The sequence below is a fragment of the Mesorhizobium sp. M1334 genome, assembly GCF_040317995.1.
GTDB lineage: Bacteria > Pseudomonadota > Alphaproteobacteria > Rhizobiales > Rhizobiaceae > Mesorhizobium.
Genome location: NZ_JAMYLM010000004.1, coordinates 165,817 through 178,335 on the forward strand (window position 1 = coordinate 165,817; position 12,519 = coordinate 178,335).

11 protein-coding genes are annotated in these 12,519 nt (G+C 62.1%); 1 reads left to right on the forward strand and 10 read right to left on the reverse strand.

Annotation, left to right across the window (positions count from 1 at the left end; genetic code table 11):
* Positions 1–55: 55 nt before the first annotated feature.
* From NKH17_RS10440 to NKH17_RS10470, 7 genes are read right to left on the reverse strand one after another with little or no spacing between them, the layout of a single operon-like run.
* Positions 56–1,852, reverse strand: coding sequence for an ABC transporter ATP-binding protein (locus tag NKH17_RS10440; RefSeq protein WP_352895729.1), 1,797 nt, complete (start codon positions 1,850–1,852; stop codon positions 56–58).
* Entirely contained in the window at positions 1,849–2,793 is a 945-nt protein-coding gene (locus NKH17_RS10445) for an acetamidase/formamidase family protein (protein ID WP_352895732.1), read from the reverse strand. Before NKH17_RS10445 ends, NKH17_RS10440 begins: the two co-directional genes overlap by 4 nt.
* Complete coding sequence (locus tag NKH17_RS10450) at positions 2,783–4,426, reverse strand: ABC transporter substrate-binding protein (protein WP_352895735.1); 1,644 nt, start codon at positions 4,424–4,426, stop codon at positions 2,783–2,785. Before NKH17_RS10450 ends, NKH17_RS10445 begins: the two co-directional genes overlap by 11 nt.
* Before the next feature lie 31 nt (positions 4,427–4,457).
* On the reverse strand, positions 4,458–5,378 hold the full coding sequence (locus NKH17_RS10455; protein ID WP_352804407.1) for an ABC transporter permease: 921 nt from the start codon (positions 5,376–5,378) through the stop codon (positions 4,458–4,460).
* The gene (locus NKH17_RS10460) at positions 5,375–6,241 is read right to left on the reverse strand and encodes an ABC transporter permease (RefSeq protein WP_352896027.1); all 867 of its coding nucleotides are present in this window, start codon (positions 6,239–6,241) and stop codon (positions 5,375–5,377) included. The genes NKH17_RS10455 and NKH17_RS10460 overlap by 4 nt, the downstream gene beginning before the upstream one ends.
* A 19-nt stretch (positions 6,242–6,260) precedes the next feature.
* Complete coding sequence (locus NKH17_RS10465) at positions 6,261–6,863, reverse strand: ANTAR domain-containing response regulator (protein WP_023674168.1); 603 nt, start codon at positions 6,861–6,863, stop codon at positions 6,261–6,263.
* Positions 6,860–7,987, reverse strand: coding sequence for a transporter substrate-binding protein (locus NKH17_RS10470; protein ID WP_352895738.1), 1,128 nt, complete (start codon positions 7,985–7,987; stop codon positions 6,860–6,862). The genes NKH17_RS10465 and NKH17_RS10470 overlap by 4 nt, the downstream gene beginning before the upstream one ends.
* A gap of 517 nt (positions 7,988–8,504) precedes the next feature.
* On the opposite strand from NKH17_RS10470, the gene NKH17_RS10475 reads away from it, so the two are divergent.
* Positions 8,505–9,620, forward strand: coding sequence for a hypothetical protein (locus NKH17_RS10475; protein WP_352896030.1), 1,116 nt, complete (start codon positions 8,505–8,507; stop codon positions 9,618–9,620).
* Between the two features lie 47 nt (positions 9,621–9,667).
* On the opposite strand, the gene nadE is transcribed toward NKH17_RS10475, so the two are convergent.
* The 3 genes from nadE to NKH17_RS10490 are packed head-to-tail and all read right to left on the reverse strand — an operon-like array spanning position 9,668 to position 12,505.
* Entirely contained in the window at positions 9,668–10,675 is a 1,008-nt protein-coding gene (gene nadE / locus NKH17_RS10480) for an NAD(+) synthase (protein WP_254818478.1), read from the reverse strand.
* Complete coding sequence (locus NKH17_RS10485; RefSeq protein ID WP_352895741.1) at positions 10,672–12,219, reverse strand: class I adenylate-forming enzyme family protein; 1,548 nt, start codon at positions 12,217–12,219, stop codon at positions 10,672–10,674. Before NKH17_RS10485 ends, nadE begins: the two co-directional genes overlap by 4 nt.
* A gap of 22 nt (positions 12,220–12,241) precedes the next feature.
* The gene (locus tag NKH17_RS10490; RefSeq protein WP_254818658.1) at positions 12,242–12,505 is read right to left on the reverse strand and encodes an acyl carrier protein; all 264 of its coding nucleotides are present in this window, start codon (positions 12,503–12,505) and stop codon (positions 12,242–12,244) included.
* Positions 12,506–12,519 lie beyond the last annotated feature (14 nt).

Genomic DNA, 12,519 nt, shown 5'->3' on the forward strand with positions numbered 1-12,519 from the left:
AGGCTGCTGTCCCCGAGCCTCTGCCGATTGGCTGGACGAGGTAGCCTAAGCTCGCTCAAGTGGCGACGAGGTGGCCGTCGCCAACATCTTCAAGCTTGAGCTTCCGGGGGTCGTCACCGATGCGCCGCACAGTGCTTGGAATTTCGCTGTCCAAGCGGGCGAACCGGGCGCGCCGGCGGCCTGGATCGGGAACCGGAACGGCTTCGATCAGCCGCTTTGTGTAAGGATGGCACGGGTTGGAGAAGATCTGGTCGCGGGTGCCCATCTCGACGATCTGCCCCAGATACATTACCGCCACGCGATCGGAGATGTTCTCTACCACCGCCATGTCGTGCGAGATGAAGAGATATGCGACGCCAAATTCGCGCTGCAGTTCCTTCAGCAGTCTTAACACGCGCGCTTGCACCGACACGTCGAGAGCAGAGACGCTCTCGTCGGCAATGATCAGCTTCGGTCGCAGCGCCAGCGCCCTTGCAATGCAGATTCGCTGGCGCTGCCCGCCGGAGAATTCGTGGGGATAGCGCTCCATCTGGTCAGCGGAGAGGCCCACGCATTCGAACAGGGCGGCGATCTGGGCACGCCGTTGCTCTCTGTCGCCAAGGCCGTGGATCAGCAGAGGCTCGGCGACGAGATCGCCTACTCGCATGCGCGGGTCGAGGGACGCGAAGGGATCCTGAAAGATCATCTGCACATTGCGGCGGACAGCCTTGCGCTCCTTTCGGCTGAGTGCCGACAAGTCCTGGCCGCCGATTGAAATGCTGCCGATGTAGGGCACCAGCCCGGCGATCGCCTTGGCCGTCGTCGACTTGCCGCAGCCCGATTCGCCGACCAGCGACAGGGTTTCGTGCGGCGCGATCGAGAAACTGACGCCTTCGACCGCGTGCACCCTGCGGTCGACGCGGCCGAAGAAGCCGCCACGCAGGTCGAAGCGGACGTGAAGATCGCCGACATGTACAAGCTCGGCCGGCATGTTGGCGGCATCTTGTCGGTCTTCGGCCATCCGTCCGCCGCCGATACGCGGCACGGCGGCCAGAAGCTCGCGCGTATAGTCGGCCTGCGGGCGATTGAAGATGTCAGCCGCCCTGCCCTGCTCGACCATCCGGCCGTCGCGCATGACAATGACGCGGTCCGCCATCTCGGCGACGACGCCCATGTCGTGCGTGATCAGGATAACGCTGGTGCCGTGCTGGCGCTGCAGGTCGCGCAGCAGCTCCAGCACCTCGCCCTGAACCGTGACATCGAGGGCGGTCGTCGGCTCATCGGCGATCAGCACATCCGGGTTCAGGGCCAGAGCCATGGCAATCATCACGCGCTGACGCATGCCGCCTGAGAGTTCGTGCGGATAGTGCTCGAGCCGCCGTTCGGCATCCGGAATTCGGACTGCCTTCAGCGCCTCGAGCGCCCTCAACCGCGAGTCGGAGCGCGGCAGCGAGGTGTGTGCCTCGATCGCCTCCGTGAGCTGACGGCCGATGGACAGAACCGGATTGAGCGATGTCATCGGTTCCTGAAAGATCATTGCAATACGGTTGCCGCGGATGCGGCGCATGCCGCTCTCGCTGAGAGCCGCGAGATCCTGATCGCCGAGCCGGATGGAGCCTGATCTGATGCGTGCCGCCGGCTGCGGCAGCAAGCCCATGATGGCCAGCGCCGTCATCGACTTGCCGGAACCGGACTCGCCGGCAATGCAAAGCGTTTCGCCGCGCATCAGGCCGAATGTCAGGTCGGAAACGACGTCGCGCTCGCCCTCCTCGCCACGCACGGCGACGCTCAGACCTGAGACGCTGAGTACCGGCCTAATGGAGCCACTCTCCGCGGCGGCCTGCCCGGATCGTTTGATGTCCTCCACGTTCATTCAAAGACGCAGCGGGGGAAGTAGAACGAAACCACCCAGTTGGGCATGTCGACAATCTCGCTGATGCGCAGGTCACCGCAAACCGAGACGAGCATATAGGCATCTACCGGATCCATGCCGCAGCGGCCGGAGAGCAGGTCGATCATCTGGGAGACGGCGCTCCTGGCGCCGTCCATCAGATCCGGCCCGATACCGGTTGTCACCTCATAGCCCTTGGCGTCGAGATGCCGCGACACCGGACCGGGCGTTGTGAAACGCGGCGTCCGCAGCCGGGCATCCTTGACCAGATCGAGCGTCAGCACGGCATTCATGGGGCTCTCGATTGCCGTGCCGCAGACCTCGCCGTCGCCTTGCGCGGCGTGCGTGTCGCCGACCGAGAACAACGCTCCCGCGACCTCTACTGGCAGGTAGAGCACCGTGCCGGCAGCGAGATCGCGTATGTCCAGATTGCCGCCCACGCGCCGCGGCGGGACCACCGAATGCAGACCCGGCTCAGCCGGGGCATTGCCGATGGTGCCGGCGAAGGGCTTGAGCGGCACCCGGCCGCTCTTGCCGAACAGCGCCGGTTCGAGCGAGGCGGCGTCGTACTTCCAGATATTCAGTGCCGGTTGAGTGAAGTCATCAGCCAACAGACCGAATCCCGGGATATTTGCCGTCCACCCGAAGCCGGACGGCTTGAACGCCTCGATGGTAATTTTCAGGGCGTCGCCCGGTTCCGCCCCGTCGACATAGATCGGCCCAGTGACCGGGTTCACCTTGGCAAAATCGAGCACAGCAACGTCGTCGACGGTGCTCTCCATCGTCAACTGCCCGCCGGACGAGTCCAGGCACTGGAACTCGATCGTCGACCCTGGCGCCACTCGTTCGGCCGGGACAAAGGAATTGTCCCAGCCGAAATGATGGTGGCGCCCGTGGATGGTGTAGTCGCAGTTATTGCACATCGGTCACATACACATTGTCGTAGTTGATCGGGATGTGGACCGGGTCGACATAGAGGTTGTCGGCGCCACCCATGCGGGCTGATTTCATGGTGAAACGCTGCTCGTTGAACACCGGTGCCCAGGGCGCGTCTTCCATGATCTTGCCGTAGATCTCGCTCCACATCTTGGCGCGCTCGCCAGCCTTGGCCGGGTCGACGATGGAGTCGGCTTCGGCTGCCTTGGCGTCAAGCTCCTTGTTGCAATACCACGACCAGTTCCAGCCGCCCGGGACGGCACCAGCGCAGCCGAGGATCGGGCCGTAGAAGTTCGACGGATCGGGGAAGTCGGCGATCCAGGCCATGCCGCCGGACCAGATCATCGGCGCACCGGCCTTGTCGCCGCCGGCGGCGATGACGTTGGCCTGCGCGAGCGACTGGATACTGGCCTTGATGCCGACCGCCGCCAGATCCTGCTGAATGGCCTGCGCGATGCGCGGGTTGGGATCGGTGTTCATGGCAAACAACTGCGTGTCAAATCCGTCGGGATGCCCGGCCTCGGCAAGCAAAGCCTTGGCCTTGCTCACGTCATAGGGATAGCCCTTGAATTCCTTGTCGTAGCCAGGCATCGACGGCGGCAACGGCTGATTGGCCGGCACCGCACGGTTGTTGATCAGCTGGACGATGCGGTCCTTGTTGATCGCCATGTTGACCGCCTGCCGTACCTTCACATTGTCGAAGGGCGCCATGGTGGTATTCATGGTGATATAGCCGGTGTGCAACTGGCCGCCTTCGACGACACGGGCCTTCTGCTCGGGATCGGCCATCACCTCCTGGAATTTCGCCGGGGGAATGCCGTCGCCGGGAACGTCGATCTCGCCTTTCTGCAGCCGCAGCAGCGCCACGATCGGCTCCTGGCCGATTTCAAAGGTGATCTTGTCGAGATGCGGCAGACCTTTGTGCCAGTAATCCGGGTTGCGCTCGAAGACCACGCGCTGGCCGAGCGTCCATTCGGCGAGCTTGAAGGCGCCGGTTCCGACCGGATGCTTGCCGAAATCCGCGCCGTATTTTTCGACCTCTTCCTTCGGCACGACGTGCGAGAAGTTGATCGCCATGACATGCAGGAAGGTGGCGTCGGGCCGGGTCAGCTCGAACTTGATCGTGTAGGGATCGACGACGGTTATGCCGGCCAGGCTTTCCGCTTTGCCGGCAGCGACATCGTCATAGCCTTTGATCGAGCCGAAGAAGCCGGCACCCGGGCTCTGTGTCTTTGGATTGGTGACCCGGTCGAGCGAATATTTCACGTCGTCGGCGGTCATCTCGCGGCCGTTGTGGAATTTCACTCCATGGCGCAGCTTGAAGGTGAAGGTCTTGCCATCAGGCGCAATCTCGTAGCTCTCGGCAAGGTCGGGCCGCAGGTTGGTGGTGCCCGGCTCGTAGTCCATCAGCCCGTCGAACAGGCTCTTGATCATCGACCAGTTCTGCCAGTCATAGCCGATGGCCGGATCGAGCGTGGCGACGTCGTCCTTGTAGGTGATGGTGATCGCGCCGCCCTGCTTGGCATTCGGATCGACAATGTCTTCGGCGCGTACGCTCGTCATGCCAAGCACCAGCGCAAGCGCCGATGCCGCCACGGTGGATATCAGATATTTTCTCATGCCATGTTCCCTTTCTCTGATTTTTTGGTTTTCATCTGAGCTTGATGCGCGGATCGATGAACGGTGCGACAGTGTCGGCCAGGAGATTGCCGAGCACGATGGCAAAGGCCGAAACCAGGGTGACCCCCATGATGATCGGAATGTCGATGCGCTGAATGGCCTGCCAGGCTAGCTGGCCGATGCCTGGCCAGCCGAACACGCTTTCGACAACCACGATGCCGCCCATGAAGATGCCGATGTCGATGCCGATCATGGCGATGACCGGCAGGATGGCGTTGGGCAGCGCGTGCCGGAAGATAATGGCGCTGCGTGCAAGACCCTTGGCACGCGCGGTACGCACGTAATCCTGGCGCAGCACGTCGATCATCGACGAGCGCATCATGCGGGCGTACCAGCCGGCGCCAAGAATTCCCATGGTCAGCGACGGCAGCACCAGATGACGCCAGGTGCCGTAACCGCCGATCGGGAACCAGCCGAGCCGCACCGCGAATACATAAAGCAGCAGCAGGCCGACGACGAACTGCGGCGCCGAGACGCCGACGAAGGAGGCGACCATCAGCGACTGGTCGGTGGCGGTGCCACGCTTTACGGCGGCGATGAGGCCCATCGTCAGCCCGATCACCACTTCGCAAGCAATGGCGCCGACCATTAGCAGCAGGCTTGCCGGCAGCCGCGAGACGATAAGCTCCGTGACCTCCGAGCGCTGAATGTAGGAGCGCCCCAGATCGCCGCTGAGAAGGCTGGTCAGGTAGTGCCAGTACTGAACGACAAAGGGCTGGTCGAGACCGAGCTGCCGGCGGATGCTCTCGACCGTCTCGGGCGTTGCGCTGCGGCCGGCGATCTGGCGGACGGGATCGGCGGGCAGCAGATAGAGCAGCGCAAAGGTGATCAGGGAGACGCCGAGCAAGATGAGAACCGACTGGACAACGCGGCGGCCGAGATAGGCGATCATGCCCGCCCCCTTTGCGTCGGATCGAGGATGTCGCGCAGCGCATCGCCGACCAGGTTAAAGGCTAGCGCCAGCGCCAGGATCGCCGCACCCGGAAAGAAAACCAGCCAGGGCGCTGCCTGAAAATAGGTTTGATTTTCGAAGATGATGTTGCCCCAGGAAGCAGTCGGCGGTTGCACGCCGATGCCGAGATAGCTGAGCGTCGCTTCCAGAAGTACCGTCGTCGAGATGCCGAGCGTGCCCCAGACGATGATCGTCGGCAAAAGGTGGGGCAGGATATGGCGAAACAGGATACGTGCAGCGCTTGCGCCGATGGTGCGCTCGGCATCGATGAACTCGCGCTCGGAGAGCGAACTTGTCTCGGTGTAGATGACGCGGGCGGTCTGCACCCAGTTCACCAATGCGATCACCATGGCGACGATCCACAGGCTCGGCTGGAGCACCGCCGCCAGGCAGATGGCGAGCAGCAGCGCCGGGAAAGCCATCATCAAATCGGTGAAGCGCATAAGCGCGCTGCCGATCCAGCCGCGGAAATAGCCGGCGGTGATGCCGACCAGCGTGCCGATCAGAAGCGCCACGCCATTGGCGACGATGCCGATGATCAGCGACGTGCGCGCGCCGAATAGGAGACGCGTCAGCAGGTCGCGGCCAAGCAGGTCGGTGCCTAGCCAGAACTGGGCTCCCGGCGGCAGTGGCGCGCCTTCAAGCGTGAGCCCGTCGAACATCTGCTCGTTCGGATCGTAGCCTGTCAGCCACGGTGCAAGAATGGCGCCGGCCAAGACAAGGGCAATAATCCCGAGGCCGAGCAAAGCGAGAGGCCGTTTTAGCAGACGTCGCCAAACGCCGGCGCGAGGCTTGGCTGGCATACGCCCGGCAGCTGAAAGCTCAGGCGCGATCGGATTGGTCATCGTCGCCTTCTTCTTGTGTCATCGCCACGATCCTGCGCGCGGCTTCCTCGACGCTGATTTGCCAGCTCATCGCCAGCGAGCGGAGCTGCGCATAGGCACGGCCGTCCTCGGCGCCCTTCGACAAGACCTCCACCGCGCGTACGATGGTCTGGCGCTCCGCGACCCGCTGACGGAGCGAGGCGATCTCGCCGGCCAGAAGCTTGCGCGCCTCGAAACTCTGCCTTGCGATCAAAAGCGCGCTGTAGACGCCGGCATTGCCGACCGGTTTCAGCAATTGGGCATCGGCCTTGTGCGACAGTGCCCATTCGACACGCCCCGGCGCCTCGGAGCCGATCAGCGCTATCAGCGGCATCGGGGCCTCGCCCGGCTTCCACGGAAATTGCTCGTCAAAGCCGAGGTCGACGTCGAAGAAGACGAAGTCCGCCGCCAGCGCTTCGGCCGGCAGTTCCGGCCAGAAGCCAATCGCCTCAAGGCCGATGGCCGACAATTGTCTTGTGATCGCCTGCACGGTCGGATGTGGACGATGCAGGACAAAAGCCCTGGCGCCTCCAAGGTTCGGGATACGCGCCATCTTGCTCACGACACCACCCGCAGGCGTGGCCGCCCGAACGTCTCCGTCCGGTCATAGCGGGAAAGGTAGGGATCGGGTGCCACGCCCTTCGTCAGCGTGACCGTTTTGAACGATGTTCCATCGATACGTCCGATCTGCACCGGCAACGTAGCATGCTGGGTTTGCGGGTCGATGGCGATGTCGCCCAGCGGCGTTCGAAATGATGTTCCGGCAAAGACCTTGGGAAGGTCCATCCATTGTGCACCGGGGTTGCGGGTGAGTATCTCTGCGAGCGTACGCACCGAGGCATAAGCCGCCGCCTCGAAGGATGAGGCAGGCATAACGGAAGACACTGAAGCCGCTCCGCGATCCGCGCCCGAGATGTCGTGAAAATAGGGCCCAACCGAAAGATGGCCATCGCCTGCCCCGTTGAGCGCCGGCAATTCGCATTCCGTGAGATTGCAGGACAGGATCGGGCAACGCTCCGGCCTGAAATGCGGGTCGCGCCGGCCAAGCTCGGCATAGGCGGCGATAAAGGCATAGGACGAAGGGCCGATGAGATTATTCAGAATGAAATCAGGTTTCGTCGCCTGTACCTCCGCGATCAGCCGCGCAACATCGAGCTCCCCTAGCGGCAGGTAGCGTTCGCCCAGCACCTTGCCGCCGGCGTCCGCAATCAGGTCGCGCGCCACACGGTTGGTCTCCCAACCCCAGATGTAGTTGGAACCGAGCAGGAAGCCGTCGGCGCCGAAACGAGGCACGACATAGGCAAGCAGCGGTACGAGATGCTGATTGGGGCAGGCGTGCGTATAGACGACGTGCTCGTTGGCTTCGAAGCCTTCGTACGGGCAGGCGTACCACAGCGTGCCGCCTGCCCTTTCCAGGATTGGAATGACCTCCTTGCGGCTCCAAGAGGTGACGCAGCCAATGATGTGACGCGCGCCACTGTTGGCGAGAATGTCGGCGCAGCCGCTTGCATACCGGTCGATGTTGCCCTGCGGGTCGCGCTCGACCGGGACGAATTCGAAGGGGACAGCGGGATCGGCATTGACGTCCGCGATGGCGTTCACCGCGCCCGCGCGGCAGGATTCGGACACCAGCCGGTAGTTGCCGGACCGCGAATAAAGAATGCCGATCTCGATATGGCGTTTCAAGCAAAGCCTCAAAATGACAATGCCCCGCAGCCACCGCCGCAAGGCGAGGCATACGAGGCATTCTTGCCGCCCGGCGGCCAGAGCCGGTATTTGTCTCACCGTATTCCGCCCGCGCTCCCAGTCAAGAGCCGCCGCACGAAACTTTGGCTAGCCGAAACGGTTCGACGTGGAGCACGCAACTCACGCCGGTCGTATGGAGTCCGCCAGGAACCAAAATTGCCGATCCCCAAGTATGAGGCCCGGACGACCAGGTTCGCTACCATTCAAAGCAACGACTTTAATATCGGTTTACCTGAATCTGCTAGCAGCAATGACGCCGGTTTTTCGTCGGTCAAGCAAAGGGTTCCACCTTGCCGCAGCAATTCAGCACTCCGTTCGGTCACCGGGGCGATCGCAACTGGCCGAGGTTGCACGGCTTCATGGGCGTCGAGTTGGAACGCGCGTCCGATGTTTTCGTGCCTCGTGTCGCCTTGGCCCGGAAGCTCGGGGGGCGGAACTTTGGTGGCGGGAGCCGGGCTTGAGCGTCATTCGCGCCTTGCAAGGCGCCGATCTCCCGGCAGTCGCGAACATGTTTCAACGCGTGCTGTTGAAGGAAAGGACCGAAGCGCCGGCCTCTCTCGTGGAATACATGAAACGGTTTTATCTGGATGCGCCCGGTTGCGGAGACAACCTCCGGTCGCTTGTCCACGTCAACGACGCCGGTCGTGTCTCCGGGTTTGTCGGCGTTCATGTGTTGCCGATGACGTTCAACGGCCGTCAAGTACGCGCCGCCATCTGTAGTTCGCTCATGGTCGAGGACCATGAGCACGACCCGCTGGCCGGCGCCCGCTTGCTGAAAGCTTACCTGGATGGTCCGCAGGACATCTCCTTCAGCGAGACGGCCAACGATATCTCCGTGAAATTGTGGACCCGGCTGCGCGGCGTGGTCCTGCCGCAATACAGCCTCGACTGGGTGCGTGTGATGCGGCCAGCGACCTTCATGCTCAGCCTTTCCGCCAATCGCATGGAGCTTGCCCGAGTGCTCAATCCGTTGGCGCGTGCCGTCGACCGATTCTATTGCAGGAGGATGACGTCCAGCGAACGGCGCTGGTCGGGTGTGGCGGCGGACGGGGCTGGTCACGGGGGATTTCGGATGTCCGAAATCGATAGCCACACATTTGCCAAGCTAATCGAGCCGTTTATCGCGCGTTTCGCGCTACGCCCGGAATGGACGGAAGACCAACTCGACCACATCCTGACCGATGCCGCACAAAAGCCGGATCTGGGCGAGCTTGTCTACGTTTGCGTGACGTCGCCAGTCGGCACCAATGTCGGCGCTTTCGCCTATTACGCACGGAAGTATGAAATTGGCCGCGTGCTGCAGATCCTCGCCCTGCCCGGCCAGGCGGGCTCCGTGATAGACTGCCTGATCGATCATGCCGCCGCGCGCGGCGTCAGCGGCCTGCGTGGACGTGTTCAACCTGCACTTCTAGAGGCGATGCTTGGACGACGGATCGCTTTCCTGACCGTTGCTTCAACGGTGGTGCATTCACGTGATCCAGAGCTTCTTGACGCCATGAAGAACTCGCAAGCCTTCCTGAACGGGCTTGCGGGCGAGCAGTGGAGCCGGCTTATCGGGAGCCGTTTCAGCTAGAGCGGGATGCATGCAAATCGAACCGTGCACACCGCTCTACCTGTTTGTCAGGTGCCGATTTCCTCGACGACATCAACGAGTTGCGGACGCTGGTGCAGATAACGCGTCGCCCTGCGTTTGGCGATGATATCGGCCCAGACGCTTTCCACTTGTGTGGCGGCCAACCCCGCCGCCTCCCCAACTACCTCAGCCGCCACGCCGTTGTTAAGACCGTAAAGGCAAAGATCCATACGGTCATAAGGAAGCGAAAAGTAAAACTCCTCCTGGGTCTGCGCCAGCGAGTAGGTATCGGTGGTCGGAGGCCGGTTAAGGATTTCCTCCGGAACACCGAGATGGGCCGCAAGCGCATAGACCTGCGTTTTATAGAGATGGGCGATCGGCTTGACGTCCGCGGCGCCGTCACCGTTCTTCACGAAGAAACCCTGATCGTATTCCAGCCGGTTCGGCGTTCCAAGAACGGCGAAGTTCAAGCGATCGGCATGATAGTATTCAATCTGCTTGCGGGTGCGTTGTTTCATATTGGTAGCGGCGACGACGCCGAGATAGACAGGCAGCGGCATTCTCAGTTTCGTCTGCTTGCCGTCCGGATCCTGCACCACCAGGGATGAGATGTTGTAACCCCCGCCCTCGAGCGCGTTCGCGATGACGATCTTCGAGGCCCAGCCTTCGCCGTATTCCGGGACCACTTCGCGGATGAAGGCGTCGCGACGCTTGTAGCAGCCCATTGCGCGCAGGATCGGCCCGATATCCTCCGTCACAGCCTCGACACCGAAAGTTTCGGCGACGAGGCGGCCGAGCCGCAGGCTTTCAGGATCGGAATCGCTTTCCGGCATGAACAGGCAAAGCACATTCTTGGGCCCGACGGCTCGTGCCGCCAACGCGACCGACACGCTCGAATCGATCCCGCCCGAAAGACCGAGCACAAGGCCCCGCTTGCGAAGCCCGCGCAACTGCTGGCGCAAGGCCGTTACGATACGGTCCGTTTCGGTGATCAGGTCGATTGCCAGAGCCTGCGCCAGAAAGGTCCGCGCATCCTCGGTCGGGCGAACATTCATTGCGCGGCCTCCATGGTTTCTGCCGCAAGCCGACGGCTGACCTTGCCGGTATCGGTCTTCGGCAGTTCCCGGCGGAACTCGATGACCTTGGGGACCATGAAGTCCTCAAGGTGGCGTGCACAGTGACGGATTATATCCTTTTCGCTAAGCGCCGGGTCGGACCGTACGATAACTGCGCCGATCGCATGCCCGAGCACGGGATCCGGGACACCGACAACCACCGCTTCCGCGATGCCCGGATGAGCGTGAAGCACGGCTTCCACTTCCTTGGGCGCCACCTTCTCCCCCCGCGACTTTATGATGTCGTCCTTGCGGCCGACGAAATAAAGAAAGCCTTCCTCATCGGCCCTGAACAGATCGCCGGTGTAGAGAACCTTCTCCCAAGGGTTCGGACCCGGGCGCAGGGCTCGTGCCGTCGCAGCTTCGTTTCGCCAATAACCCTGCATGACGTGCGGCCCGCGAATGATCAGCTCGCCTGCTACGCCCGGCGGCACCCGTTGCCCGTGGCCGTCGACGACAAAGGCTTCGGTGTTCGGAATGGCTATTCCGACCGAGCCCGGCCGGCGGTCGAGCTCCTCGGGCGGCAGATAGGTGCAGCGCTTGCATTCCGTCAGGCCATACATCGAATAGAGCCTGACACCGGGGAAAAGGAAGCGAAGGCGTTCTATGTGAGAGGGCGGCAAGGCAGCCGCCGTGTTGGAAATATAGCGAAGGCTGGGCAGGAAGCCCGGCGCCAGGTCACGCATCTGCAGGATCATCGCTGCCATCGTGGGCACGAGCGGAAGCCCGGTCACTCGTTCCTGGCGGATGCGTTCAAAGACCGCCTGGGGAAAAGCGAAGGACTTCTCGAGCACGAGCGTGGCGCCGAGCCTGACGGCCATCAGCAACTGATAGAGGCCGTAGTCGAAGGCGAGCGGCAGAACATTCAAGATGATGTCGTCGGGCGAGTTGCGCAGATAGGTGGTGATGGAGTCGGCCGCCGCGTCGCAATTGCGGTGCGTCATCATCACACCCTTGGGCCGGCCGGTCGAGCCCGAGGTGTAGATCAACATCGCAAGATCGACGTCAATGCCGCGATGGTCAATCTCCCCGGCTTGAAACGTCAAGCAATCCGCCAGGGATGTGGCTCCTGCCGGGCATTGGTTATCGGCAGCAACGGTGGAAGCCACGAAGATACCGGTCTTGCCGGAGTATTCGGACGCCTCGGTGACCACGGGCATCAGTCTTGCTTGCGTGAGAATCCCGGCCGCATCGCAATCGGTGATGATGTAGGCCAGCTTTTCGGCCTTGGTGGATGCGTTGATCGGACTGAAAGTCGCGCCCGCTTTAAGAACCGCGAAAATCGAAACCGCAGCCTCCCAGCAATTGTCCATGAAGATCAGGACCCGGTCGCCGCGCCTGACGCCATTCATGAAAAGGGCGGTGGCCAGGCGGCTCGAGAGATCGTCCAGCTCTTCGTAGCACAGCCTTTTGTGCTCGGTGATCAATGCCGTTTTGGCTGGATGGGCAGCGGCTTTCGCCGTCAGAAAATGTTCGATCCGCACGGACGCTCCTCGCCGATGGCGCCTACGCTGCCAGCGCTTCTGCTTTTGCCTTGATGAAGGCTGAGATACGGTCAATCGAATCCAGATTGGCCGGTACGATGTCGGCATCGACCATCGCTATGCCGAAATCATCCTCTATGAATGCCACGAGCTCCAACACGGCCGTCGAATCGATGATGCCGTTCTCGATCAGTGATGCGGAGTCCGCAAGCTCGTAGGACGTGTCGCCGAACAAGAAGTTGTCGACGATAAAGGTTTTGACCTTGTCCTTGATTGCTACCATGATTTTCCATTCCCTCG